Raw genomic sequence first — 25,632 nt, 5'->3', positions numbered from 1 at the left:
CCGCCCCGATACCGCTCTCAGCATCACTCAGGCCCGTACGTCCCGCCAGGCCGCTCCGATCGCCCCCGCGACGTCCTGCGCGGCGACCGGGGAGCCGTCCGAGGCGAGCCGGGCCGCGAGCCCGTGGAGGTAGGCACCGGCCGACGCGGCGTCGCGCGGGGCGAGGCCCGCGGCCAGCAGCGAACCGGTCAGCCCGGACAGCACGTCGCCGCTGCCCGCGGTGGCGAGCCATGAGGTGCCGGTCGGGTTGACCCGGACTGGAGTGTGCGGGGTGTCCGTGGCGATCAGGGTCGTCGATCCCTTGAGCAGGACCGTGGCGCGGAAGCGGGCGGCGAGTTCGCGTACGGCCGCGAGCCGCCCCGCCTCGACCTCCTCGCGCGGGATGCCGAGCAGCGCGGCGGCCTCCCCGGCGTGCGGGGTCAGGACGGTGGGAGCGGTGCGGGCGCGGACGACGGCGGCGTCCAGCAGCCGCAGCCCGTCCGCGTCGACGAGCACCGGCACGTCCGTGGCCAGCACGTCGGAGACCGCCCCGACGGCCTCGGTCCCGTCGCCGAGCCCCGGCCCGACCACCCAGGCCTGTACCCGCCCGGCCCTGGAGGGCGGGCCGGCGTGGACCAGCGTCTCAGGATGGCGTGCGATGACGGCGCCGGCTCCCGGCCCGACGTAGCGCACGGCCCCCGCTCCGCCGCGCAGCGCCCCGGAGACGGCCAGTACGGCGGCCCCCGGGTAGCGCGCCGATCCGGCGACGATGCCGACGACGCCGCGCCGGTACTTGTCGCTCTCGGCGGCGGGCACGGGCAGCAGCGCGGCGACGTCCGCGTACTGGAGCGCCTCCAGATCGGGTACGTCCGGCAGTTCGGCGCCGAGCCCGATGTCGACGAGGTGCAGGGCGCCGGCCCGTTCGGCGGCCGGGTCGATCAGCAGCCCCGGTTTGTACGCCCCGAAGGTGACGGTCGCGTCCGCGCGCACGGTGTCACCCCGCACCTCCCCGGTGTCGGCCTCGACCCCGCTCGGCAGATCGACGGCGAGGACGGGCACTCCGTGGGCCGCGTAGTGCCCCACCACGGCGGCGGCGTCCGGCCGCAGTCCGCCGCGCCCGCCGATGCCGGTGATCCCGTCGACGACGAGGTCGATGTGCCCGCCCCAGTCCCGGTGCGGGGCGATGTCGCCGCCGTCCATCACCCGGCCGCCGGCCGCCAGCAGGGCCGCGACCCCGCCCTCGTGGGCCCGGCCGGGTGCGACGCGCACGGCCACGACGCCCGCGCCGCGCCGGGCGAGCCTGGCCCCCGCGTACAGCGCGTCGCCGCCGTTGTCGCCGCTGCCGACGAGCAGGACGACCCGGGACCCGTAGACCCGGCCGCCGCGCCGCAGCAGACCGGCGCAGGCGGCCGCGAGTCCGGCGGCGGCGCGCTGCATCAGCGCGCCCTCCGGGAGCCGTGCCATCAGAGCCTGTTCGGCGGCCCGTACGGTCGAGACGCTGTAAGCAGTACGCATGGCTCCAACGTACGCAAGGATCCGCCCTCCTACCCCTCCGCGATCACCACCGCCGAGGCCACGCCCGCGTCATGGCTGAGCGATACGTGCCACTGCCGCACGCCCAGCTCCGCGGCGCGCGCGGCGACGGTGCCCCGGACCCGCAGCCGGGGCTGCCCGCTCTCCTCGACGTACACCTCGGCGTCCGTCCACAGCAGCCCGCCCGGCGCGCCGAGCGCCTTGGCGAGGGCCTCCTTGGCGGCGAACCGGGCGGCCAGCGAGGCGATCCCGCGCCGCTCCCCGCTGGGCAGCAGCAACTCGCTCTCGACGAAGAGGCGTTGGGCCATCTGCGGCGTACGCTCCAGCGCCGCGTCGAACCGCTCGATCTCCGCCACGTCGATCCCGACCCCGATGATCACGTACGCACCCTCACTGTTGGCTGATGGCTCACTCCACGGTGACGGACTTCGCCAGGTTGCGCGGCTGGTCCACCTCGTTGCCGCGGGCCGTCGCCAGCTCGCAGGCGAAGACCTGCAACGGCACGGTGGCGACCAGCGGCTGGAGCAGCGTAGGCGTTGCGGGGATCCGGATGAGGTGGTCGGCGTACGGGACGACCTCCTCGTCGCCCTCCTCGGCGATGACGACGGTGAGGGCGCCGCGGGCCCGGATCTCCTGGATGTTCGACACGATCTTGCCGTGCAGCACCGAGCGCCCGGCCGGGGACGGCACCACGACGACGACCGGGAGCCCGTCCTCGATCAGCGCGATCGGACCGTGTTTGAGCTCACCGGCGGCGAACCCCTCCGCGTGCATGTACGCGAGTTCCTTGAGCTTCAACGCGCCTTCCAGGGCGACCGGATAGCCGACGTGCCGGCCGAGGAAGAGGACGGTGTCGTGCCCGGCCAGCGACCGGGCCAGCTCCCGCACCGGTTCCATGGTCGCCAGGACCCGGTCGACGGACCCGGAGATCTCGGAGAGCTGACGGATGACGGTACGGACCTCGTCGCCCCACTTGGCGCCGCGGATCTGGCCGAGGTACAGGGCGACGAGGTAGCAGGCGACGAGCTGGGTCAGGAACGCCTTGGTGGAGGCGACGGCGACCTCGGGTCCGGCGTGCGTGTAGAGCACGGCGTCGGACTCGCGGGGGATGGTCGAGCCGTTGGTGTTGCAGATGGCGAGGACCTTCGCGCCCTGCTCGCGGGCGTGGCGCAGCGCCATCAGGGTGTCCATCGTCTCGCCGGACTGCGAGATCGCGATGACGAGGGTGTGCGGGTCCAGGATCGGGTCGCGGTAGCGGAACTCGCTGGCGAGCTCGGTCTCGCAGGGGATGCGGGTCCAGTGCTCGATGGCGTACTTGGCGATCATCCCGGCGTGGAACGCGGTCCCGCAGGCGACGATCACCACCTTGTCGACCTCGCGCAGCTCGCCCGGCGTGATGCGCACCTCGTCGAGGCGGAGCGTGCCCTCCGGGCCGATCCGGCCGAGGAGGGTGTCGGTGACGGCCTTGGGCTGTTCGGCGATCTCCTTGAGCATGAAGGAGGCGTAGCCGCCCTTCTCGGCGGCGGACGCGTCCCAGTCCACGTGGTACGCGCGGACCTCGGCGGGCTGCCCGTCGAACCCCGTGACCACGACGCCCCCCCGGCGCAGCTCGACCACCTGGTCCTGGCCGAGCTCGATCGCGGACCGGGTGTGCGCGATGAACGCGGCGACGTCGGAGGCGAGGAACGACTCGCCGTCCCCGACGCCCACCACCAGGGGCGAGTTCCGCCGGGCCCCGACCACCACGTCGGGCGCGTCCGCGAACACGGCGACGAGCGTGAACGCCCCTTCGAGCCGCCGGCAGACCTGCCGCATCGCCTCGGCCGGGTCCGCGGTCTGCGAGAACGCCTCGGCAAGGAGGTGGGCGACGGTCTCGGTGTCGGTCTCGGAGACCAGGTCGTGGCCGCGCCGGGCCAGTTCGGCGCGCAGGGCGGCGAAGTTCTCGATGATCCCGTTGTGCACGACGGCGACGCGTCCGGCGTTGTCGAGGTGCGGGTGGGCGTTGACGTCGGTGGGGCCGCCGTGGGTGGCCCACCGGGTGTGGCCGATCCCGGCGGCGCCGGCGGGCAGCGGCCGCTCGCCCAGCGCCTTCTCCAGGTTGACGAGCTTCCCGGCCTTCTTCGCGGCGGCCAGCCCGCCGTCGGCGAGGACGGCGATGCCGGCGGAGTCGTAACCCCGGTACTCCAGCCGCTTCAGGCCGGCGACGACGACGTCCTGTGCCGACTGCCCACCGACGTAACCCACGATTCCGCACATAGTGGTCCTTTCCTGGTCACCAGCCCTTGTTCTTCGCATAGTCGCAGAAGCAACCATCATTTCAAGCCCTGTGAAGCCCGTCCGGCCCATCAAACCGATGCGGCCCATAAGCCCGTCCGAGCCCTTGTATGGGGCCGCCCACTTCAATCCGAGGCAGTAAAGTAGGAACGGCTCATACTTTGAGCCGTTCCTACTTCAGGGGGAACCCGTGGCCTTCACCGGACGCACCCGCGAGCTCCGCATCCTCGGATCATGGCTGGAGCGCGTCGTTTCGGGGGCCGGTGGCAGCGCCGGGCAGGCGCTCGTGATCAAGGGCCGGCGACGGATCGGCAAGACCCGCCTCGTGCAGGAGTTCTGTGCCCGGTCGGGGCGCCCGTACGTCTTCTTCCAGGCGACCCGCAGTCAGCCCGCCCCCCTCTCACGGCGTGCACTGTTCGACGCGGTGTCCGGTGCCCCGGGAATGCGGGATCACGGCTTGGCGCTGGAGCACGCCGCCGCCCCCGAGGACTGGGTCCGGACGCTGGCCACCGTCGCCGCCACCCTCCCGACGGACGAGCCGGTGATCCTCGTGCTGGACGAGGTCCCCTGGCTCTCCGAGGCCGACCCGGGATTCGACGCGGCACTCAAGACCGTGTGGGACATGTATCTGTCCGCGAAGCCGGTGCTCCTGCTGCTACTCGGCTCCGATCTGGCCATGATGGACCGGCTGACGTCGTACGACCATCCGTTCTACGGCCGGGCCGGCCAGTACACGGTGGGACCGCTCAGCCCTGCCGATGTGCAGGATTCCACGGGACTGGACGCGGCAGCGGCGCTCGACGCCTACCTCGTCACCGGGGGCTTCCCCGAAGTCGTCACGGGCTGGCTGACCGGCGAATCGGTCTCCGAATATCTGAACCGCCAGGTGGAGGACCCTTCATCGGTCCTGCTCACCACGGGTGAGCGCTCCCTTGCGGCGGAGTTCCCCGCACGCCTCCAGGCCGGCCGGGTGCTCCGGGCCATCGGCTCCGGCGAACGCACGTTCTCCGGCATCGCCGCAAGCACAGGGGGCGCCGACGGGCGCGCTCTGGCGCACGGCACACTCGCCCCGATACTGACCGAACTCACCGAGTCGAAGCGGATCGTGGCCGCCGACCTCCCCCTGTCCACACAGGCGGCCCCCAAGCTCAAGCGCTACCGCATCGCCGACACCTACCTGCGCTTCTGGCTCGCACACCTGGAGGACGCCGTCGCCCAGGCGGAAAGGGGCCGGGGCGAGGTCTCCGCCGCACGTATCCAGCGTTCCTGGCCGTCGTGGCGGGGACGCGCCGTGGAACCGGTGATCCGCGAATCGCTCGCCCGCCGGGTACCGGACGGTCTCTTCCCCGAGGCGATCGAGGTCGGTGGCTGGTGGAACCGGCAGAACAACCCGGAAGTCGACCTCATCGGCGCGGACACCCAGCCCGCGGCACGCCACGTCTCCTTCGTGGGATCGGTGAAGTGGCGCGACGAGACACCCTTCGGGGCGCGTGATCTCGCCGAACTCATCGCATGCGCACAACAGGTACCGGGGGCGCAGGAGGCCGCCTTGATCGCGGTCAGCCGCCGCCCCCCGACGGGCGCGGCCGCCGAGGGGCTGACCGCCCACTGGGGCCCCGAGGACGTAGTCGCCGCCTGGCGTTGAGCCCACCCCGGGGACGCTCCCCGCCCCCGGCGGAACCGCGCAGCCGCTCCTGATCATCTACGGCGGTACACGCCGAGCAGCAGGGGGCAGCGATGCGTCGTTCCGATACGGGTTCCGATACGGATTCCGAACTGGATTCCGTTGGGAGCAGCCGGACCGGGGGCGGGCCGTGGGCGGCCGCCGGGGCCAACCTCGCTCTCGGGGTGCTCGCCACGTTTCCCGGCATGTGTGTCCACTGGCTGATGACGGAATACCTGCCGATGGACTGCGGCAGCCAGGGCACCCGTGGCACGGGCTGCGACCCGGACATCTTCGTCAGCGCGTCCTTCTACATGTGGGGCGCGGGGATCGGCGGCCTGGTCGTCCTGGCGCTGCTCGTCATAGTCGACGTCCTCATGCCCCGCCAGGAGGGCTGGCCGAGACGGCTCTGGCTCGGGATGGCGGTGCTGGTGCCCGTCCCCTTCGTCGTCGGCCTGGCGCTGGGCCGGTTCTGAACGGACGGGCGTGGACCCTGTCGTCAGCCGGCCGACGCGTACGCGACGAAGTCGGCCCAGACGCCCGGGGCGAAGCCGAGCTCGGGGCCGGGGATGTTCTTGGAGTCGCGGACGTGGATGGCGGTGGGGGCGGCGGCCACCTCGACGCACGAGGGACCGTCATTGGTGCTGTAGCTGCTCTTGACCCAGGTCAAGTCGGACGTGCTTCCGGCCGAGGGCTTGGCACTCATGTCTCTCCCAGCAGTTTTTCGATGAAGATCCGCGACAGCCGAGGCGTCAGGGCCTGGGCCCTGATCATGCCGTACCGCATCTCAAGGATCTGAACTTCCTTGGGATCGCTGATGAGTCGGCTGGTGAGCTGGACCTCGTTGAGCCCCACAGCCATTCCGTCGCTCAGCTTAAGCACCCGGTGCGAGCCACCCAACCCCGCGTGCTCCTCGGTCTCGGTCGGCATCACCTGGATCTCAACATGCCTCAACAAGCTCAGTTCTAGCAGGTGTTCGAGCTGCTGACGCAACACGTTTCTCCCACCGGTCGGCCGCCTCAGCGTCGCCTCTTCCTGGACGAAGGTCAGCAGTGGAGCAGGCCGACTTCCGAAGATGGACTGGCGGGACATGCGCGCGGCCACGAGGTGGTCGACCTGCTCCTCCGTGTACGCGGGGCGCCGCTCCCCGTACAACGCGCGCGCATACGCCTCCGTCTGGAGCAAGCCGTCGATGACACCATTGGCGTACGACCCCAGCTCGACCGCATCGGCCTCCAGCTTGGCCAGGTCCCGGACCTTCTTCGGGTACCGCGCCTCCGCCACATCCCGCTTCATCGCGGCGAGCTTGCCGCCCGCGCCCAGGGCCTCGTCCGCCCGGTCCAGGAACTCCGGCTTCGGGATGCGCTTCCCGGCCTCCACCTTGTAGACCTGGTTCTCCCCGTACCCGATCGCCTCGCCCAGCTCCGCCGCGCGTAACCCCGCCGCCTCCCGCCAGAGGCGGATCTGGCGGCCGACCGTGGCGATCACCGCGCCCGAATCGTCCTCGGGTTCGACGTCCCATTCGGACCCGTCCGTACCGTCGTTGACACTCATACGCCACCCGCCTCCACCCATGATCGGCACCTCGCGGTTGTACGCGTGGGACAGGTCCGTACAACCGCTGGACAGTCACCGTCCGTACACGCGTCGCTCCTGTTCAGCCTAGACACGGACGGCCACGCTGAGTGACGTGAACCGAGAAATCACCCAACCGCGTGCCCGCAGCGGCCAGTTCGCCGTACAGCTCTCCGCGACCCGTCGGGGCGCCCGGCTCGCCCGGCTGCTGGCGACCGAGCAGCTCCGCTCCTGGGGGCTGCCGCTCGATGACGCGCGTCATGTCATCGCCGAGCTCGCGGCCAATGCCGCGCTGCACGGATACGTCCCGGGGCGGGACTTCCGCATCCTGCTGACGGTTGACGAGGACACGCTCCGTATCGAGGTGGCGGACGCGCGCGGCGAGCAACTGCCCCGGGTCCAGGAGCAGACCGGCGTATCCGAGTGCGGGCGCGGACTGCTGCTCGTCGAGGCGCTGGCCACCCGGTGGGGCGTCGAACAAGGACCCTTCCCCCGCAAGACCGTCTGGGCGGAGATCACGCTCACCGGACCCCGACACCACGACCCGGTGGAGGGCGACCCGGTAAAGGACGACCCGGTCGAGAACGTCCCGGCCGGCCGGGACGCGGTGGCCCACGACGTAAAAGGCTTTTAAGTCCTTCGGGAAGAAGAAATTTCACCAAACCCAACCCACCCGGGTGGACCTCAGCAGGCCCCCCGCGCGCCCGCGAGCGCGGGCGTGAGCGCCCGTCACCCGGACGGGTGAGGTTGCCCAACTGAGCTGGATTCCGCCCCGGTTGCCTGGCATATGCTCACGAAACCAACTTCAGAACTGAGACGGCCCCCGCCGGGATTGGCATCCCGAGCGAGGGCCTGACCACCGAGGAAGCGAGACCTTCCCGATGGATACCCAGCAGGTTATCTCCCCCTCCCACGCCCCGTCCGGCGGCGGCATCGTCCACGTGAATGTGCGCCACACCAGCCGCTTCACCGTTGTGGGCAACCACCTCGCCCAGCACTGCGAGCTCTCGCTCATCGCGATCGGCCTCGCCACCCACATCCAGTCGCTGCCCGCCGGGGCCAAGATCGGCATCAAGTTCCTGGTCGAGCGCTTCCCGGAGAGCGAGGCGCGCATCGCCGGAGCACTGCGCGAGCTGGAGAACCACGGCTATCTGAGGCGCACCCGCGAGCGCCTTCCCAGCGGCCGGGTCGTCACGCGCACGACGTCGTACAACCAGCCGTGCTCCATCGCGCCGTCCGGGGAAGCCCGCCCGACGCCGACCCGCACACCGGCACCGGCACGCGCGTTGCGAGAGGTCCGGCCACTCCCGAAGGCCGACCGGAGCACTCCCCAGCCTCCACCGCCACCGCCTCCGCCGCCCCCGGCCCTGCCCGCGCCGACCGCGCCGACGAGGGCCAGGCCTCCCCTCCCCCGGCCGCAGACGTCGAGCCCCGAGCTGGACCGGACGGCCTCCGCGCTCCTGCTCGACCTGGCAGGCAAGGAATCCGCGTACGACCTCTCCGAGGACGACGTCCGGACGCTCACCCCCGCCGTGGCCGCCTGGCTCGAACGCGGCGCCACCCCCGCACGCGTGAAGCGCGTGCTGACGACGGAGCTCCCCGCGCCACTGAAGTACCCGGTGAAGTTCCTCGGGCACCGGCTGACCACCCAGGTGCCACCGCCCCTCCCGGCCGTCGGGCGGTCCCCGCTCCACGACCCGATGCAGAACTGCGACGGCTGCGACCGCGGCTTCAGGGGACCCGAGCCGGGGAACTGTGCCGAGTGCAGGTGGGAGCTGTCCGCCACGGCCTGAAGGCTGTCCCGGCCGCGCATGCGAACGGCCGGGCTCCCCCCAAGGAGTCCGGCCGTCGCGTTCAGCAGGTGGTATCAGATCAGCAACTGCCCGCCGGGCGGTCGCGCTTCACCAGGTTCGTGTAGCCGGTGGTGCCGTCCAGCCACACGACGCGCCGGCCCTCGTCGGCGGCGCCGTACGCCTGCTCGCCGCGGTTGCAGGACATGCGCTGCGGGCCGCCCTTGCCGTCGGGTGCGACCTGGTAGAGCTTCATCATCGTGTCGTTGGCCCACCACGTGGCCGGCGGGGCGGTCGAGATGCTGACCGCGTCGTCCGAGGCCGTCAGCGTGTAGGCGTAGAGGGAGCCTTCGCCCGCCTCCGGGGTGACGGTGACCGGGTTCGAGCCGTCGAGGTTCGCGCGGCGCACCGCGGACTTGCCGGTGTCGGTGGCGTCGTCGTCCTCGATCCAGAAGACACCGTCGTCGGTGATCGCGGTCTGGCCGACGCCCATGACGCTGTCGGCGACGGGCATCTGCGTCTTGGCGCCGGTGGCTCCGTCGAAGACCTCGGCACCGAGATTGAAGTCGCCGTTCGCGTCAGGGGCCAACTTGACGTAGGCGATCCTGCCGTCCTTGATCGAGGGCAGGCCCGAGATGTTGTAGGGGCGACCGCCGTCGACCAGGCCGACCTCGCCGGTCTTCATGTTGACGTACCGGACGTTCGTGACGCCGAACTGCGGGTTGACAGCGGTGTACGCGACCCAGTCACCGTCCACGACGAGCCCGGAGACGTCACTGCCGATGGTGTCGACCACCTTCGCGAGGCCGCCGTTGACGGGGCGCGCCATGATCCTGATGCCGGTGCTGCTGTAGTCGGCCCACACCACGGTCTTGCCGTCGGTGTTCGCGTAGACGTTGTAGTCGCCGTTGTTGGCGCTCACCAGCTGCGGCTGGCCCTTGCCGGACGTGTTGCCCAGCCATACCGAGTACGGCTCACTGCCGTCCTCGTTGGAGCGGGAGACGGCGTACTTGCCGCCGCCGGCGCCGACGCCGGTGCCGGCGATGTTGACCTTGGAGACGAGCATGTCGGTGTCGACACCGAGCGCCTTCTCCCAGCCGGGCACGATGCCGTGCGCGTCGAAGGAGCGCGTGACGATCTTCAGCTGGGCCTTGGTGGCGCCCAGTTCCTTCGCCGCGGCGATGACCGCGGCGCGGCCCTCGGTGAAGCCGTCCAGGGGCGTCATGTACGCGGACAGGGCGCGGTAGACGATCTGGTCGGCGAACTCCGCGCCGAGGTCCTGGCGCATGTCCCACAGGGCGCCGGAGAAGATCGTGGAGTTGAGGTGGACGCCGCCGTTGTCACCGCCGTAGGTGACGCCGATGAAGTTCTTCGACGTGGTGGCGCCGTCGTTCAGGTCGCGCAGGGCGCACTCGCGGGGGCTGAGCGTGGTGCACAGGTCCTCACCGAGCAGACCGGCGTCCGGATCGTCCATCGACTGGCCGTTGGCCTCCAGGTCGATCGCGTTGCCGAAGTAGTCGGCGAGGGCCTCGTTCATGGCGCCGGACTGGCCCGCGTAGACCAGGTTCGCGGTGTGCTCGACGACGCCGTGCGTCATCTCGTGGCCGACGACGTCGGTGTCGGCGGAGAAGGTGCGGAAGTCGCCGCCGCCCTGGCCGTAGACCATCTTCTGGCCGTCCCAGAAGGCGTTGTTGTACGGCTGGCCCTGGCTGACGACTCCGACCAGGGAGTAGATGAAGCCGTCCTTGCCGTCGAGGCTGTTCCGGCCGAAGTGGTTCTTGTAGTAGTCGTACACCTTGCCGGCCGCCCAGTGGGCGTCCACGGCACCGGAGTTGGTGTAGTCCTCGCCGAGCTCCGGGGTGGCGGGCTGGAAGTACTTGACGCCGGTGGGCCAGCGGCCGGAGGCGCTGGAGGCCTCACGGCCGCGGGCGTCGTACGTGGCGATCATGGGGCCCTCGTACGGGGAGTCGGCGGCCCGCTTGCCGTAGTCGATCATCTGCAGGAGACCCTTGGAGTCCTTGTACAGATTGATGTCGACCTTCTGGCCGTTGTACCGGACGCCGCTGCCCTTGACGACCAGCTGGTCGGCAGCGTCGGTGGAGGCGTCGGCCGCGGGGGCGGCGGAGCCCTCGGCGGCACCGGCGGCCGTGCCCGTGGCACCGAACGTCTTGATGCCGCTGTACTGCATGACCGGGAAGCCGGAGCGTGCGTCGATGTACACCTCCTGCTGGACCGGCGAACCGTCGGCCGGGTCGGTGCCCGTGACGGTGATGTGCCGGGTCAGCACGCCGGCGCCCTGCGGGAGGATCGTGACGTCCCCGGCGGTGCCGGTGAACTTCGCGACGCCCGGCTTCTCGCCCTTGGCCGGGGCGCGCAGGAGGCCGCCGCCCAGCTGCGAGGTGACGGCGCCGACCGCCCGCTCGATCGCGGTCTTCTCGGAGACCTTCGGGGTGACCGTGGGGAGCTTCAGCTCGGTGAAGAACTTGCCGGAGGTGCCGGTGACGGCCCGCTTGCCGGACTTCTTCTCCATCCGGACGACGTACTCGCCGCCGAGGACCGACACACCCTTGTACTTCTGCTGGAGGCGCACGGTCTCGCGCCCGCCCTCGGCCTGCGTGTCGACGGCCTTCAGGTCACCCGCCGGATCGGCGATGTGGTAGCGGCCCTTCTTCGCCTTCAGGTGTCCGCGGGCGGCGTCGGCGGCGCTGCCGGTGGCAGCGACCTCCTCGTGCAGGCCGGTGACGAGGGCCGGGGTGTCGGTGTCGGTTCCGGGGGCGACCTCGGCCGCGGCGGCCGGGGTGTCCGTTGCCGCGACCGCTGCCGGCATACCGGCGACGAGCAGGCCTGCGGCGGCCAGGACTGCCGCCACTCCGTGGCCGACGGCTATGCCGCCGCGCGCCCTCGCCGGTCTGCCTGCTCTGCTGCGTGCTGAGCTCCGCACGATGCTTCCCTCCGGTGGCACAAGTGTCGAAACGGGGTTCCGTTGCCGACATGCAAGTAGCGGTGGGAGGTATAGACAATGCGTTCCGCCTGCTCACTAGTGAGCGTGTACACATGTGTGGCCGGTGCGGTCCAGGCAGCGGGCAGGACTCCGGAACCGTCGCTCTGCCGCTTCGGGAGTGCCGTGGCAGGGTGCGTTCCAGGACGTGGGAAGCACGGATAACCTCGCGCGTTGCATGATCATGCGTAATGATGCATACTCTTCCTATGTCTAAGGTCCTCACCTCCCTGCCCACCGGCGAGCGCGTCGGCATCGCCTTCTCGGGCGGCCTCGACACCTCGGTCGCGGTCGCGTGGATGCGCGACAAGGGCGCTGTCCCGTGCACCTACACCGCCGACATCGGCCAGTACGACGAGCCCGACATCGCCTCGGTGCCCGGCCGCGCCAAGGCCTACGGCGCCGAGATCGCGCGCCTGGTCGACTGCCGTGCCGCACTGGTCGAGGAGGGGCTGGCCGCGCTCACCTGCGGTGCGTTCCACATCCGCTCGGGCGGTCGCGCGTACTTCAACACGACGCCGCTCGGCCGCGCCGTCACGGGCACGCTCCTGGTCCGGGCGATGCTCGAGGACAACGTGCAGATCTGGGGCGACGGCTCCACGTACAAGGGCAACGACATCGAGCGGTTCTACCGCTACGGCCTGCTGGCCAACCCGCACCTGCGGATCTACAAGCCCTGGCTGGACGCGGACTTCGTGACGGAGCTCGGCGGCCGCAAGGAGATGTCGGAGTGGCTGGTCTCCCACGACCTGCCCTACCGCGACAGCACGGAGAAGGCGTACTCCACCGACGCCAACATCTGGGGCGCCACCCACGAGGCGAAGACCCTGGAGCACCTGAACACCGGTGTGGAGACCGTCGACCCGATCATGGGTGTGAAGTTCTGGGACCCCTCGGTCGAGATCGAGACCGAGGACGTCACGATCGGCTTCGACCAGGGCCGCCCGGTCACCATCAACGGCGAGAAGTTCGACTCCGCCGTCGACCTGGTGATGAAGGCGAACGCCATCGGCGGCCGCCACGGCATGGGCATGTCGGACCAGATCGAGAACCGGATCATCGAGGCCAAGAGCCGCGGCATCTACGAGGCGCCGGGCATGGCCCTGCTGCACGCCGCGTACGAGCGCCTGGTCAACGCGATCCACAACGAGGACACCCTCGCCCAGTACCACAACGAGGGCCGTCGCCTCGGCCGGCTGATGTACGAGGGCCGCTGGCTGGACCCGCAGGCGCTGATGGTCCGCGAGTCGATCCAGCGCTGGGTCGGCACCGCCGTCACCGGCGAGGTGACGCTGCGGCTGCGGCGCGGCGAGGACTACTCGATCCTCGACACCACGGGCCCGGCGTTCAGCTACCACCCGGACAAGCTCTCCATGGAGCGCACCGAGGACTCCGCGTTCGGCCCGGTCGACCGGATCGGCCAGCTCACGATGCGCAACCTCGACATCGCCGACTCCCGCGCCAAGCTGGAGCAGTACGCGGGCCTCGGCCTGATCGGCGCCTCCAACCCGGCCATCGGCGCGGCCCAGGCCGCCGCGACCGGCCTGATCGGCTCCCTGCCCGAGGGCGGCGCCGAGGCCATCGCCTCCCGCGGCGAGGTCTCCGAGACCGACGAGATGCTGGACCGCGCCGCGATGGAAGCCGGCACGGACTGACGCCTCACCTCACCGGAAGGCCGGCCCGGCGCCACGTGCGCCGGGCCGGCCTTTCGCGTACGGGTCCGTTCAGTTCACATCGACGTAGTCGACGGGCGAGGTGGCGGCGCCCGTGGTGGACCACCCGCCGAAGTTCCAGCGCCAGTAACCGTCGGCGGACGCCGTGACGGTGGTCTTCAGCGCGCCCGTGGAGCCCGACTTCACCGACTTGACGGTGGAGTAGGCCGAGGCGCCCTTCTTGCGGAACTGCAGCTGGACGGTGGCCGCGGAGACCCCGGTGTACTTGTGCCTCACCCAGTCGGCACGCGTGAGGCTGCCCGTGACGGTGATCGTCTTGCCCTTCTTCACCGGCTCGGGCGCGGCGTTGACGGTGGCCTTCGCCCAGCGCCTGATCTGCACGCGGCCGGACGTTGCCTTGAACTCAGCGGTCTTGAGCCCGCCGTCGCTCTTCCAGAGCATCACCGCGACGCCGATCGTCCACGAAGTGGCGTCGTTGTTCGAGTCGAGGCGGTAGTACGGGTCGATGTAGAGGTGGCCCTCGCAGTCAGCGATCCGGGCGCTCGTCTCGTAACAGATGTAGCTGCCCGGGTAGAGACCGCCACTGTCCGCTCCCTTGGCCGCGGTGGTGCCGTGGTACAGGTACGGGTTCGCGTCGTACGCGGAGGAGTTCGCGGTGCTGTATCCGGACGGAAGGGTGATCCGGAAGGAGATCGGCGGCTCCTTCACCTCCGAGGTGCCCACCACGATGGGCTTGCCGCCGTTGACGACGATCCGCGACACCGTGATCCCGGTATCGGCGGCCTGCGCCGTCGGAGCCGTGAACGCCGAGAGGGCGAGAGCCCCCGCGAGAGCGGCCACGACGCCGGTTCTGCCTGATTTCATGCGCACCTCATTGCTGCGAAAGGAATGCGGATCATCCACCTGCCCGGACGGTCAACCGGCCGAACGGCGGGGCGGCAGATTACCAACGGCCCGGAGGCACACCGCGGGCCGGGTGATCATTCGGCTGCCTGGGGCGATGGCCGCCGTGCTGACGTCTCGGCCACGTCGACCACTTCGGAGCCCTCGCGACGGATCCGCTCGATTCCCCAGGCGCCGAGCGGCCCGAGCGCCCGGTTGAGCGTGTGCCCGTGCTCGGTCAGGGAGTACTCCACCCGCGGCGGCACCTCGGCATAGACCTTCCGGTGCACAAGACCGTCCGCCTCCATCTCACGCAGGTGCTGCGTCAGCATCTTCTCGCTCACCCCCGGCAGACCGCGCCGGAGTTCGGAGAAACGGAGCACCTGATGGGCGTCGAGCTCCCAGAGGATCAGCCCTTTCCACTTGCCGCTCACCACGTCGAGCCCGGCGTCGATACCGCAGATGTACGGCCCCGATCTCGGCAACCTGGCCATCGCTGATCACCCTTACTGAAAGGTAAGTACCGCAGAAAATAGTGGGTACTTCCGAGAATAGAGACACTCTCCGAGCATGGAGGGGTGAACGAACGACAGAACCACACCACCGGACAGGACACCGCCGTCACCGTGATCGGGCTCGGCCCCATGGGCCGGGCGATGACCCGCACCCTCCTCGCCGCCGGCCACCCGGTCACCGTCTGGAACCGCACCGCCCGCCGGGCCGACGGCGTCGTCGCGGACGGGGCGAAGCTCGCGGCGACACCACGCGAAGCGGTCGAGGCGAGTGACCTCGTGATCCTCAGCCTCACCGACTACCGGGCGATGTACGACATCCTCGACAGCGCCACCTCATCACTCACCGGCCGGACGCTGGTCAACCTGAGCTCCGACACTCCCGACCGCTCCCGCGAGGCAGCGGCCTGGGCAGCGGGCCACGGCGCCGGCTTCCTCACCGGAGGTGTCATGGTCCCCGCGCCGATGGTCGGCACGGAGGCAGCCCATGTCTACTACAGCGGCCGCGACCAGGTACGGGAGAGCCACCTGGCGGCGTTGGCCCTGCTCGGAACACCCAAGCACCTGGGCGAGGACCCGGGCCTCGCGCAGATGATGTACCAGGCCCAGCTCGCGGTGTTCCTCACCACCCTGTCCGCCCTGATGCACGCCACCGCGATGCTCGGCACCGCGGGCATGGCGGCCGGGGAAGCTCTGCCGGAGTTGCTCGTCACCGCCGACTCGATCGGCGACATGATGCGGGCCGGCGAGAAGAACCCCGGTACCGCGCTGGACGCCGGCGAGCATCCCGGCGACCTCAGCACGGTCACCATGATGGGTGCGACGACCGACCACATCGTCGAGACCAGCACCTCGCTCGGCCTCGACCTCGCGCTTCCCCTGGCCGTGCAGGCCCACTACCGGCATGCGATCGCGAACGGACACGGCGGCGACAACTGGACCCGCATCATCGACGCCATCCGAGGGCCTCGCTGACCGGATACGGGGCGGACCGACGCAACGCCGTCGGTGTCGGCCCCCGCCCCGCCCGTCCCCCACGTGACCGACCCCACCCCCCACTCCGTTGAAACTCCCGCAACAATGAACCTGTGATCACTTCGCCGACACGGGGCACGAACCGACGCGCCGAGCCCGCCGCGACGCCGTACGTCGATCTCTCCCGGGCGGAGTGGAGCGCGCTGCGCGACAAGACGCCGCTGCCGCTGACCGCCGACGAGGTGGAGCGGCTGCGCGGGCTCGGGGACGTCATCGACCTCGACGAGGTGCGGGACGTCTACCTGCCGCTCTCGCGGCTCCTCAATCTGTACGTACAGGCCACCTCGGGGCTGCGCGGCGCCCTGAACACCTTCCTCGGGGACGCGGGAAACGGGCACGGCGAGCAGCGGGGGACGCCGTTCGTCATAGGGGTCGCCGGCAGCGTCGCGGTCGGCAAGTCCACCAGCGCCCGTATCCTCCAGGCGCTCCTGGCCCGCTGGCCGGAGCACCCCCGGGTGGAGCTCGTGACCACGGACGGGTTCCTGCTCCCGATGAAGGAGCTCCGCGCGCGCGGGCTGATGTCGCGCAAGGGCTTCCCGGAGTCGTACGACCGGCGCGCCCTGACCCGTTTCGTCGCCGACATCAAGGCGGGCAAGGACGAGGTGACGGCGCCCGTCTACTCGCACCTGATCTACGACATCGTGCCGGGTGAGCGGCTCACCGTACGGCGTCCGGACATCCTCATCGTCGAGGGGCTGAACGTGCTCCAGCCGGCGCTGCCCGGCAAGGACGGCCGCACCCGGGTCGGGCTCGCCGACTACTTCGACTTCAGCGTGTACGTGGACGCGCGCGCCGAGGACATCGAGACCTGGTACCTCAACCGCTTCCGCAAGCTGCGCGCGACGGCGTTCCAGGACCCGTCCTCGTACTTCCGCAAGTACACACAGGTCACCGAGGCGGAGGCGATGGAGTACGCCGCGACGATGTGGCGGACCATCAACAAGCCCAACCTGGTGGAAAATGTGGCGCCGACCCGGGGCCGTGCCACGCTGGTGCTGCGCAAGGGCCACGACCACAAGGTCCAGCGGCTCTCCCTGCGCAAGCTCTGAGACGATGGCGCCGTCCCCGCCCCGCCCCACCCGAGGAGCGCTGTGCTGCATCTGCGCCTGATCGTCCCCGCCGACCGTACGGACGAGGTGACGGGCCTGCTGGAGCAGACCGTCGGGACCGCCCATCTCGCGGTGCTGCCGGGGGTCGCGCGCGACCCGGTGGGCGATGTGGTGCTGTGCGACGTGGCGCGGGAGGCGGGCGACGAGCTGATCGGGGCGCTGCGGCGGCTCGGGGTCGACGAGTACGGGTCGATCACCGTCGAGAACATGGACCTGACGCTCTCCGCGCGCGCCGAGCGGGCCGAGGAGGCCGCGCCGGGCGAGGGCGCTGACGCGGTGCTGTGGGAGGAGCTGACGGACGTCACCCATGAGGAGTCGACGTTCTCCATCACCTACGTGGCGTTCCTCTCGGTCGCGACGATGCTCGCGGCCTGCGGTGTGATGCTCGACAACGCGATCCTGATCGTGGGCGCGATGGCGGTGGGTCCGGAGTTCGGGCCGCTGGCCGGGATCTCCACGGCCCTGGTGCAGCGCGCCCCGCGCCTGGTGTGGCGGTCCCTGTGGGCGCTGGTCGGCGGCTTCGCCGCGGCGATGGTGCTGACGGCGGGCTTCGCCTGGCTGATGGACGTCTTCGGGCTCTTCAACGAGTCGATGATCGAGGCGGACCGGCCCAACACGGCGTTCATCTGGCAGCCGGACTGGATGTCGTTCGTGGTGGCGTTCCTCGCGGGCGTCGCCGGGACGCTCTCCCTCACGTCGGCGAAGTCCGGCGCGCTGATCGGTGTCGCGATCTCGGTGACGACCGTGCCGGCCGCGGCCAATGCGGCGGTGGCCTTCAGCTACAGCGACTACAGCCAGATGACGGGCTCCATCAAGCAGCTGCTGGCGAACCTCGGCGGGATCGTGCTCGCGGGAACGCTGACCCTGCTGGCGCAGAAGGGCCTGTGGGTGGTGGCCCTCCGTCACCAGCGGAGGCACCCGAAGCCGCCGGTGACGACGGACGCGTAGCCGGGTGGGCGGGTGCGCGTTGCCACGCACCCGCCCTCCGCCCTGCTCAACCCAGCGCGGACTTCACGACATCGGCCAGGCGCCCGGCCACCGAGCGCGCCTGCTCGATGTCGGCGGCCTCGACCATGACCCGTACCAGCGGCTCCGTACCCGACTGGCGCAGCAGGACGCGTCCGGTGGCGCCCAGCTCGCGCTCGGCCTCGGCGACGGCCGTGGCCAGCTCCGGGGAGGTGTCCACGCGGGACTTGTCGACGTCCGGGACGTTGACGAGGACCTGCGGCAGGCGCTCCATCACACCGGCCAGGTCGGCGAGCGAGCGGCCGGTGGCGGCGACCCGGGCCGCCAGCATCAGGCCGGTCAGCGTGCCGTCGCCGGTCGTGGCGTGGTCCAGGACGATGACGTGGCCGGACTGCTCGCCGCCCAGGGCGTACCCCTCGGCCTTCATCGACTCCAGGACGTAGCGGTCGCCGACGGCGGTCTGCACGAGCTGGATGCCCTCGCGCTCCATGGCGATCTTGAAGCCGAGGTTCGACATCACGGTGCCGACCACGGTGTCCTTGCGCAGCTGTCCGGCCTCGCGCATGGCGAGGGCGAGGACGGCCAGGATCTGGTCGCCGTCGATCTCCTCGCCCGCGCCGTCCACGGCCAGGCAGCGGTCGGCGTCGCCGTCGTGCGCGATGCCGAGGTCGGCGCCGTGCTCGACGACGGCGGCGCGGAGCAGCGCCAGGTGCGTGGAGCCGCAGCCGTCGTTGATGTTCAGACCGTCCGGCTCGGCGCCGATGGTGATGACCTCGGCCCCGGCCCGTGCGAACGCCTCGGGCGAGACGTGGGCGGCGGCGCCGTGCGCCTCGTCCAGGACGACCTTCAGCCCGTCGAGACGGTTGGGGAGGACTCCGATGAGGTGGGCGACGTAACGGTCGAAGCCCTCGGCGTAGTCGCTGATCCGCCCGACGCCGGCGCCGGTGGGACGGGCCCACGGCTCACCGGTGCGGTGCTGCTCGTAGACCGTCTCGATGCGGTCCTCCAGCTCGTCGGCGAGCTTGTGGCCGCCGCGGGCGAAGAACTTGACACCGTTGTCCGGCATGGCGTTGTGGCTGGCGGAGAGCATCACTCCGATGTCGGCACCCAGCGAGCCCGTGAGGTAGGCCACGGCGGGGGTCGGCAGCACACCGACGCGCAGGACGTCGACGCCCGCGCTGGCGAGGCCGGCCACCACGGCGGCCTCCAGGAACTCTCCGGAGGCACGCGGGTCACGGCCCACCACGGCCGTCGGCCGATGACCCTCGAAGGTGCCCGCCTCGGCCAGTACGTGCGCCGCAGCGACCGAGAGCCCGAGCGCGAGCTCGGCCGTCAGGTCCGCATTGGCGACACCGCGCACGCCGTCCGTGCCGAAGAGTCGTCCCACTGGTGTCCTCCGAAGATGCTCCGAAACGCAAAAAAATCAGATCAAGCAACCAACGTGCCCAACAAGCGTATGAACGTCATATGCCGTTATATGCCCGAGGCTGTCAATAAACGAACGCCCCGGCAGCACGAGGTGTGCCGCCGGGGCGAACGTGTAACGCGATTGAGCAGGCGGTTTAGCGCTTGCTGTACTGCGGGGCCTTACGGGCCTTCTTGAGACCGGCCTTCTTGCGCTCGACCGCACGGTCGTCGCGGGAGAGGAAGCCGGCCTTCTTCAGCGTGGCGCGGTTGTTGTCCACGTCCGCCTCGTTCAGCGAGCGGGCCACACCGAGGCGCAGGGCACCGGCCTGACCGGAGACACCGCCACCCGAGATGCGCGCGACGACGTCGTAGCGACCGTCGAGCTCGAGAACCTTGAAGGGCTCGTTGACTTCCTGCTGGTGCACCTTGTTGGGGAAGTAGTCCTCAAGGGTGCGACCGTTGATCTTCCACTTGCCGGTGCCCGGGATGATCCGGACGCGGGCGATGGCGTTCTTGCGACGGCCGAGGCCGGCGGCGGGCTGCGGGTCGCCGAAGCGGCCTGCGAGCGACTCCGAGGTGTACTCACCCTCGACGGGGACCTCGGACTCGAAGGTGGTCACCTCGGCGAAGGTCTCTTCGCCCTCGGTGCCCTCGATGGGCGTCTCAACAGTGGTCTCGGCCACGATTCTCCTCAGATCTTTCTTTACGTCTTTGGGGGGAGGCCGGAACTACTGCGCGACCTGGGTGATCTCGAACGGGACCGGCTGCTGCGCAGCGTGCGGGTGCTGGTCGCCCGCGTAGACCTTCAGCTTCGAGATCATCTGGCGGCCCAGGGTGTTCTTGGGGATCATGCCCTTGATGGCCTTCTCGACGGCCTTCTCGGGGTTCTTCGCCAGGAGCTCGTCGTACCGCACGGAGCGGAGACCACCCGGGAACCCGGAGTGGCGGTACGCCATCTTCTGGGTCTTCTTGTTGCCGGAGAGGTGAACCTTCTCGGCGTTGATGATGATGACGAAGTCGCCCATGTCCATGTGGGGGGCGTAAATCGCCTTGTGCTTGCCTCGGAGGAGGTTCGCAGCCGTGGTGGCCAGACGGCCCAGGACGATGTCCTGCGCGTCAATGATGTGCCACTGGCGCGTCACATCTCCGGGCTTGGGGCTGTACGTACGCACTTCGTAGCCTTCGCTTCTTCAGTGGATGGGGTCCAGACACATGGCACCTCTGAAGCGATCATGCAGCTGGGGCTCACAATGCCGGGAACGCTGCCCGTATGCGAGCCACTGGTAACTGCTCCAGAGAACCTACGTAAGGCCCTTCGCGTGAGAACGACGAAGCCAATACGTATAACAATCCCCGACAGTACCCGCCCCGCCCCGGACGGGTCAAAACGGGTCCCTCGGCCGGGCGGGCACCCGGTGTTCCTTGGCACGGGGTTCCGTCCTCAATCGCCGGACGGGCTTGATTGCCCCTGCACGGCCCCGGACCGGCCGCCCTGCGTCTGCGGCAGCAGTACCGCCGACGTACACACGCGATGGCGACCGGGTGGGGACGTGCAGGGGAGTCCCCGCAGAAAATGGCGTACGACCCGGGTCCCTCACGGACCGGGGTGCACACGCCATTTTTGAGGAGTCTCCCCGGAGGGGCCCCACCCCCACCCACCGGACAAGGCGCCCCGCGGGGCACCCGCACACAAGCCCGTCCGGCGCTTGAGGACGGAACCCCGCACAAACGGAACCCCGCACCCGCGTCACCGCGCCCGCTGCACCCGCCGCTCGTCCCAGACCGGCTCCGCCGTCTCCCGTACGACCCCGTCCGAGCCGAAGACCAGGTACCGGTCGAAGGACTTCGCGAACCACCGGTCGTGCGTGACGGCCATCACGGTCCCGTCGTACACCTCAAGCCCGTCCTGGAGCGCCTCGGCCGAATCCAGGTCGAGGTTGTCCGTCGGCTCGTCCAGCAGCAGCGCGGTCGTGCCAGCCAGCTCCAGGAGCAGGATCTGGAAGCGGGCCTGCTGCCCGCCGGACAGCTTCTCGAAGGGCTGGTCCCCCTGCCGCTCCAGCTCGTAGCGCCGCAGTACGGACATGGCGCCGCCCCGGTCCTTGGCGTGCTCCGTCCACAGGATCTCGACGAGCGTCTTGCCCAGCAGTTCCGGATGCGCGTGCGTCTGCGCGAAGTGCCCGGCCAGCACCCTCGCCCCGAGCTTCCACTCCCCCGTGTGCGCCACCGGCTCACCCGCCAGCAGCCGCAGGAAGTGCGACTTGCCCGACCCGTTGGAGCCGAGGACGGCGACCCGCTCCCCGTAGTAGATCTCCAGGTCGAACGGCTTCATCAGGCCGGTCAGCTCAAGGTTCTTGCAGGTCACCGCCCGCACCCCGGTCCGTCCGCCGCGCAGCCGCATCCTGATGTCCTGCTCGCGCGGCGGCTCCGGCGGGGCCCCCGCGTCCTCGAACTTCTTGAAGCGGGTCTGCATCGCGTGGTAGCGGTTCGCCATGTCGGGGCTGTTCGCCGCCTGCTGCCGCAGCCGCAGGACGAGCGCCTTCAGCCGGGCGTGCTCCTCCTGCCAGCGGCGCAGCAGCTCCTCGAAGCGCGCGAACCGTTCCTTGCGGGCCTCGTGATACGTACCGAATCCGCCGCCGTGCACCCAGACGTCACTGCCGGCCGGACTGGGCTCCACGCTGACGATCTTCTCGGCGGCCCGGGACAGCAGCTCCCGGTCGTGGGAGACGAAGAGGACCGTCTTACGGGTCTCCTTCAGCTTCTCCTCGAGCCACCGCTTCCCGGGGACGTCCAGATAGTTGTCCGGCTCGTCGAGCAGCAGAACCTCGTCGGGCCCGCGCAGCAGCGCCTCCAGCACCAGCCGCTTCTGCTCACCGCCGGACAGCGTGCGCACCTCGCGGAACTGCGCCTTCTCGTACGGGACGCCGAGCGCGGCCATCGTGCACATGTCCCAGACCGTCTCGGCCTCGTACCCGCGCACCTCCGCCCAGTCGCTCAGCGCCTGCGCGTACGCCATCTGCGCGGCCTCGTCGTCGACGGTGAGGATCAGCTCCTCGGCCCGGTCGACGGCCTTCGCCGCCTCCTGGATGCGGGGCTGGGCGACGGAGACCAGCAGGTCCCGCACCGTGCGCTCGTCGCGCACCGAGCCGACGAACTGCTGCATCACGCCGAGTCCGCCGCTCACCGAGACGGAGCCGCCGTGCGGCTGGATCTCCCCGGCGAGCAGCCTCAGCAGTGTGGTCTTCCCGGCGCCGTTCGCCCCGACGAGGGCGACCACTGCACCGTCCGCGACACGGAACGAAGCATCGCCGAGCAGCACCCGTCCGTCCGGTAGGTAGTACTCCAGATGGCCTGCTTCAAGATGTCCCATACAGAGCATTGTCACGGCCCGCGAAGCTCAGGCCCAACCGGTTTCCCTTCGGTCTAGGATCGCGGCATGAGCTTTGGGCAAGGGGGGCCCTCCTGGGGGCCCGGGGGCACTGGGACTCCGGACTGGGCGGCGCTGGCCGAGGCATCCGCGGCGCGCGCCAGGCGCAGGAAGTGGCTGATGATCGGCGGGGGCGCACTGGCCACCGCCGCCGTCGCCGCGATCGTGGCGACGGCGGTCATCACGACCAACAAGAACCACTCCGACGACGCCTCCGGGAAGAACGTGAGCGCGCTTCCGTCCGCAAGCGACCTGCCGAGCGAGCCGGCCCAGCCCGAGCCCTCGTTCTCCTCGGTCGCACCGCCGCCCCCGCCGGATCCCAAGGACTACATATCCGACGTGAAGAAGGACAAGGCGCCCATCGGCATCGACGCCTTCTTCCCCGGCAAGAAGCTGATCATGGGCGACCGCACCTACGCCAAGGGCGCGACCCACCGCACCACCAAGTGCGCCACGACCACCCAGGGCTCGCTCGGCCCGATCCTCACGAACAACGGCTGCGACCAGGTCATCCGTGCCACCTACAGCCGCGACGGCGTGGCCGTCACCATCGGCCTCGCGGTGTTCGAGACCGAGGCCCAGGCCAAGAAGGCCGCCCAGCAGGCGGCCGGCGGCATCGCCTCACTGAACGGTCCGGGTGTACCGACCTTCTGCCGCGGCGGCTCCATATGCCGGCGCACGGCCAACTCCTACGGCCGCTACGCCTACTTCACGGTCGGCGGCTTCACCAGCGGCAAGAACGTCACCAAGACCGACAAGAACGTCTTCGCCGTCGGTGACGACCTGACCGACTTCACGTTCCGGCAGATCCGCCACCGCGGCGAGCTCCAGGCCTCGGCCGCCGCGACCGCCCCCGCCACCTGACCGGATCCGGGCCCGGCGCCCGTCCGCCCGCCCATCGGACCGACCGGTCACTTCTTCCGGAAGCGGAGGACCTGCTGCTGTGCGTCCCGTCTTCCTCATCGCCTTCCTGCGCATCCTGCGCCACCGCGATGCCGTCGGCGCCGACCTGGCGCCCGACGAGGCCGTGGTCACGGACCCGCCGGACCCTCATCTGCGCACCGCCCTGGCCGCCGCGACGGCGGGTGACCACGCCCCGGCCCGGGAACTGCTCGCCGCGACCCGGGCGCACGCCCAGTGGGAGCGCAGGGACGCGTACGTGAACCGGCTGGCCCGGACCGCGCTGCATCACGACGGCTGGCTGGACGCCTGGCTGGCGGAGTCACCCGACGACCCGGACGCCGTCCTCGTCGTGGCCGACTTCCACCTCCACCAGGCCTGGCAGGTACGCACGGACGCGCGGGCGAAGGACGTCGAACGCGACCAGTTCCAGGCCTTCTTCGCGCTCCTGGAGGACGCCGTACCGGTGATCGGCGCCGCCGCCGAGCTCAACCCCGCCGACCCGGTCCCCTGGCGCATCGCGCTCGCCCACGCCCGTGGCACGCAGGCCCCCCGCGAGGTCTTCGACGCGTACCTCGCCGAGGCCGAGGCCCGCGACCCGCACCACTTCGGCTGCCACGAGCAGGCCCTGCAGTACCTGTGCGCCAAGTGGTACGGATCGCACGAGGAGATGTTCCGTTACGCGGAGGGCGCCGCCGAATCGGCCCCGCCCGGCTCGAAGCTCCACGCGCTGCCGCTCCAGGCCGCGCTGGAGTACCGGCTCTCCGAGGCGGACGAGCCGGAGGGCCCCGATCCGTACGGCCCCAAGGTCGCCGCGTCGCTCACCCGGGCCCTGGCCCTCTCCGAGACCTACGGCGCGGGCGACCGCGAGGCGGCCGGCTTCCGCAACGAGCTGGCCCTGATGCTCATCCTGGAGGACCGTCCGGCCGAGGCCCTCGACATCTTCCGGGCCATCGGCGTCCACGCCACCGAGCAGCCGTGGGTCCAGATCGGCGACGCGCGCCACGAGTTCCTCGAAGCCCGCGCCGAAGTACGGCTCGATCTCGCCGCGCGGATCCCGTTCTTCGGCCGCCCGCCCGAGCCGCCGGCCGACGCACCGGACTGGGCGGAGCTCGTCCCCCGCGCGGTCGCGGTCGTCCCGGCGCCCCCGGCCGAGGTGGCTCAGGCGGCCCTGCTCTGCGGGATCTCCCTGCGTACGGCCCCGGCCGGCGAGGGCTACAGCTATGTCGAGGTGGTCCCGGAGCCCACCCGTGGACGGCGCTCCGCGCTCCTGCCGCAGGAGCCCCTGACCGCGGCGGCCGAGACCTTCACGACGGGCGAGAGCTGGCCCGCGCTGGTGCTGCACCGCACCCCGGAGCGCAGCAGCGTCACCGCCCTCCACCAGGGCCGGCAGATCGCGACGTACGCCTGGGACACCGAGTCCCCAGCCCCCGACCACACCGAGGTCCAGGCCCTCGCCGGGGATCTGGCGCACCTGTTCCGGGTGGCGGACCCCCGCCCGCTGGCCCACATCCTGCGCGCCACCGGAAACCCGGCCCGGCACCAGAGCGACCTGGTGACGGCCCTGGGCCTGCCTCCCGTACCGCCGGGCTTCGGCGGGGCGAGCGAGATCCTCGACGCGCTCCCCGGGGCCCTGGTCCAGGCCCGGCGCTCCATCCTGGCGGGGGTGCGCGACACGATGGCGGCGTACTCCGGCCGCCGTCCGCCCGCACCCGAGCCCCGTGCCCCGCACCCGGCCCACTGGTGGCTGACCCGTGCCGTCGTACTCGTGGTCCTCGGCGCGGCCGCCGCCTACGCCTGGTGGAGCCCGCAGATCGGCTGGGTCCGCTCCTCGGTGCTGACCTGCGCGGCGGCGTACCCGGCAGGAGCCCTCACGGCGGCGCTGCTCCGGCGCAAACGCAGAGCTCCCTGA

General features: G+C 70.7%; 22 protein-coding genes. 10 read left to right on the top strand and 12 right to left on the bottom strand.

Annotated features, from left to right (window positions below; all coding sequences use genetic code 11):
• Positions 1-27: 27 nt before the first annotated feature.
• From OG782_RS22825 to glmS, 3 genes are read right to left on the bottom strand one after another with little or no spacing between them, the layout of a single operon-like run.
• Positions 28-1,494: an NAD(P)H-hydrate dehydratase gene (locus OG782_RS22825; protein WP_406453760.1), complete on the bottom strand. Its 1,467-nt coding sequence runs from the start codon at positions 1,492-1,494 to the stop codon at positions 28-30.
• A gap of 29 nt (positions 1,495-1,523) precedes the next feature.
• Complete coding sequence (locus OG782_RS22820; RefSeq protein WP_406453758.1) at positions 1,524-1,892, bottom strand: holo-ACP synthase; 369 nt, start codon at positions 1,890-1,892, stop codon at positions 1,524-1,526.
• A 28-nt stretch (positions 1,893-1,920) separates the two neighbouring features.
• On the bottom strand, positions 1,921-3,768 hold the full coding sequence (gene glmS, locus OG782_RS22815) for a glutamine--fructose-6-phosphate transaminase (isomerizing) (RefSeq protein WP_406453756.1): 1,848 nt from the start codon (positions 3,766-3,768) through the stop codon (positions 1,921-1,923).
• 208 nt (positions 3,769-3,976) lie between these two features.
• Here glmS and OG782_RS22810 point away from each other — a divergent pair, with 208 nt between their 5' ends.
• Positions 3,977-5,431 (top strand): ATP-binding protein, encoded by a 1,455-nt coding sequence (locus OG782_RS22810; RefSeq protein ID WP_406453754.1) that lies wholly within the window; start codon positions 3,977-3,979, stop codon positions 5,429-5,431.
• Between the two features lie 92 nt (positions 5,432-5,523).
• Positions 5,524-5,925, top strand: coding sequence for a hypothetical protein (locus OG782_RS22805; protein ID WP_406453752.1), 402 nt, complete (start codon positions 5,524-5,526; stop codon positions 5,923-5,925).
• Positions 5,926-5,948: 23 nt separating this feature from the next.
• On the opposite strand, the gene OG782_RS22800 is transcribed toward OG782_RS22805, so the two are convergent.
• Positions 5,949-6,155, bottom strand: coding sequence for a DUF397 domain-containing protein (locus OG782_RS22800; protein WP_406453750.1), 207 nt, complete (start codon positions 6,153-6,155; stop codon positions 5,949-5,951).
• Positions 6,152-7,024, bottom strand: a complete 873-nt coding sequence (locus tag OG782_RS22795) for a helix-turn-helix domain-containing protein (protein ID WP_406459218.1) — start codon at positions 7,022-7,024, stop codon at positions 6,152-6,154. Before OG782_RS22795 ends, OG782_RS22800 begins: the two co-directional genes overlap by 4 nt.
• A 115-nt stretch (positions 7,025-7,139) precedes the next feature.
• On the opposite strand from OG782_RS22795, the gene OG782_RS22790 reads away from it, so the two are divergent.
• Positions 7,140-7,658, top strand: coding sequence for an ATP-binding protein (locus OG782_RS22790; protein ID WP_406453748.1), 519 nt, complete (start codon positions 7,140-7,142; stop codon positions 7,656-7,658).
• Positions 7,659-7,905: 247 nt separating this feature from the next.
• Complete coding sequence (locus tag OG782_RS22785; RefSeq protein ID WP_406453746.1) at positions 7,906-8,817, top strand: helix-turn-helix domain-containing protein; 912 nt, start codon at positions 7,906-7,908, stop codon at positions 8,815-8,817.
• A 79-nt stretch (positions 8,818-8,896) separates the two neighbouring features.
• On the opposite strand, the gene OG782_RS22780 is transcribed toward OG782_RS22785, so the two are convergent.
• Positions 8,897-11,755 carry a M4 family metallopeptidase gene (locus OG782_RS22780; protein ID WP_406453744.1) on the bottom strand — a complete coding sequence of 953 codons (2,859 nt, stop codon included), beginning with the start codon at positions 11,753-11,755 and terminating at the stop codon, positions 8,897-8,899.
• Between the two features lie 266 nt (positions 11,756-12,021).
• Here OG782_RS22780 and argG point away from each other — a divergent pair, with 266 nt between their 5' ends.
• Positions 12,022-13,467, top strand: coding sequence for an argininosuccinate synthase (gene argG / locus OG782_RS22775; RefSeq protein WP_406453742.1), 1,446 nt, complete (start codon positions 12,022-12,024; stop codon positions 13,465-13,467).
• A 69-nt stretch (positions 13,468-13,536) separates the two neighbouring features.
• Here argG and OG782_RS22770 read toward each other — a convergent pair whose 3' ends face one another.
• Both OG782_RS22770 and OG782_RS22765 read right to left on the bottom strand, forming a co-directional pair.
• Entirely contained in the window at positions 13,537-14,349 is an 813-nt protein-coding gene (locus OG782_RS22770; RefSeq protein ID WP_406453740.1) for a hypothetical protein, read from the bottom strand.
• 116 nt (positions 14,350-14,465) lie between these two features.
• The gene (locus OG782_RS22765; protein WP_406453738.1) at positions 14,466-14,861 is read right to left on the bottom strand and encodes a winged helix-turn-helix transcriptional regulator; all 396 of its coding nucleotides are present in this window, start codon (positions 14,859-14,861) and stop codon (positions 14,466-14,468) included.
• Between the two features lie 84 nt (positions 14,862-14,945).
• Between OG782_RS22765 and OG782_RS22760 the strand changes: the two genes are divergently transcribed.
• The 3 genes from OG782_RS22760 (at position 14,946) to OG782_RS22750 (ending at position 17,971) form a co-directional block, all read left to right on the top strand.
• On the top strand, positions 14,946-15,854 hold the full coding sequence (locus tag OG782_RS22760; RefSeq protein WP_406453736.1) for an NAD(P)-dependent oxidoreductase: 909 nt from the start codon (positions 14,946-14,948) through the stop codon (positions 15,852-15,854).
• Positions 15,855-15,967: 113 nt separating this feature from the next.
• Complete coding sequence (gene coaA / locus OG782_RS22755; RefSeq protein ID WP_406453734.1) at positions 15,968-16,963, top strand: type I pantothenate kinase; 996 nt, start codon at positions 15,968-15,970, stop codon at positions 16,961-16,963.
• Positions 16,964-17,005: 42 nt separating this feature from the next.
• Positions 17,006-17,971, top strand: a complete 966-nt coding sequence (locus OG782_RS22750; RefSeq protein WP_406453732.1) for a DUF389 domain-containing protein — start codon at positions 17,006-17,008, stop codon at positions 17,969-17,971.
• Positions 17,972-18,017: 46 nt separating this feature from the next.
• Here OG782_RS22750 and glmM read toward each other — a convergent pair whose 3' ends face one another.
• The 4 genes from glmM to OG782_RS22730 all read right to left on the bottom strand — a co-directional run bounded on the left by glmM (position 18,018) and on the right by OG782_RS22730 (position 22,763).
• Positions 18,018-19,376 carry a phosphoglucosamine mutase gene (gene glmM / locus OG782_RS22745; protein ID WP_406453730.1) on the bottom strand — a complete coding sequence of 453 codons (1,359 nt, stop codon included), beginning with the start codon at positions 19,374-19,376 and terminating at the stop codon, positions 18,018-18,020.
• 175 nt (positions 19,377-19,551) lie between these two features.
• Positions 19,552-20,079: a 30S ribosomal protein S9 gene (rpsI, locus tag OG782_RS22740; protein WP_363067032.1), complete on the bottom strand. Its 528-nt coding sequence runs from the start codon at positions 20,077-20,079 to the stop codon at positions 19,552-19,554.
• A 45-nt stretch (positions 20,080-20,124) separates the two neighbouring features.
• Positions 20,125-20,568, bottom strand: coding sequence for a 50S ribosomal protein L13 (gene rplM, locus OG782_RS22735; protein ID WP_406453728.1), 444 nt, complete (start codon positions 20,566-20,568; stop codon positions 20,125-20,127).
• Positions 20,569-21,143: 575 nt separating this feature from the next.
• A complete protein-coding gene (locus tag OG782_RS22730) occupies positions 21,144-22,763 on the bottom strand; it encodes an ABC-F family ATP-binding cassette domain-containing protein (protein WP_406453726.1) in 1,620 nt (539 codons plus the stop codon).
• A gap of 66 nt (positions 22,764-22,829) precedes the next feature.
• On the opposite strand from OG782_RS22730, the gene OG782_RS22725 reads away from it, so the two are divergent.
• Together OG782_RS22725 and OG782_RS22720 are read left to right on the top strand one after the other, a co-directional pair.
• Positions 22,830-23,684, top strand: coding sequence for a hypothetical protein (locus OG782_RS22725; protein ID WP_406453724.1), 855 nt, complete (start codon positions 22,830-22,832; stop codon positions 23,682-23,684).
• A gap of 79 nt (positions 23,685-23,763) precedes the next feature.
• A complete protein-coding gene (locus OG782_RS22720; protein ID WP_406453722.1) occupies positions 23,764-25,632 on the top strand; it encodes a hypothetical protein in 1,869 nt (622 codons plus the stop codon).

The organism is Streptomyces sp. NBC_00876 (assembly GCF_045207435.1).
GTDB lineage: Bacteria > Actinomycetota > Actinomycetes > Streptomycetales > Streptomycetaceae > Streptomyces.
The sequence above is the reverse complement of the archived record's forward strand: the minus strand, read 5'-3'. Positions and strand labels throughout refer to the sequence as shown.

Coding starts and splice junctions, on each gene's coding strand:
- OG782_RS22825 (WP_406453760.1), bottom strand. CDS start 1,494: ATGCGTACTGCTTACAGCGTCTCGACCGTACGGGCCGCCGAACAGGCT.
- glmS (WP_406453756.1), bottom strand. CDS start 3,768: ATGTGCGGAATCGTGGGTTACGTCGGTGGGCAGTCGGCACAGGACGTC.
- OG782_RS22785 (WP_406453746.1), top strand. CDS start 7,906: ATGGATACCCAGCAGGTTATCTCCCCCTCCCACGCCCCGTCCGGCGGC.
- OG782_RS22770 (WP_406453740.1), bottom strand. CDS start 14,349: ATGAAATCAGGCAGAACCGGCGTCGTGGCCGCTCTCGCGGGGGCTCTC.
- OG782_RS22725 (WP_406453724.1), top strand. CDS start 22,830: ATGAGCTTTGGGCAAGGGGGGCCCTCCTGGGGGCCCGGGGGCACTGGG.
- OG782_RS22730 (WP_406453726.1), bottom strand. CDS start 22,763: ATGGGACATCTTGAAGCAGGCCATCTGGAGTACTACCTACCGGACGGA.
- OG782_RS22805 (WP_406453752.1), top strand. CDS start 5,524: ATGCGTCGTTCCGATACGGGTTCCGATACGGATTCCGAACTGGATTCC.
- OG782_RS22800 (WP_406453750.1), bottom strand. CDS start 6,155: ATGAGTGCCAAGCCCTCGGCCGGAAGCACGTCCGACTTGACCTGGGTC.
- OG782_RS22795 (WP_406459218.1), bottom strand. CDS start 7,024: ATGGGTGGAGGCGGGTGGCGTATGAGTGTCAACGACGGTACGGACGGG.
- argG (WP_406453742.1), top strand. CDS start 12,022: ATGTCTAAGGTCCTCACCTCCCTGCCCACCGGCGAGCGCGTCGGCATC.
- OG782_RS22765 (WP_406453738.1), bottom strand. CDS start 14,861: ATGGCCAGGTTGCCGAGATCGGGGCCGTACATCTGCGGTATCGACGCC.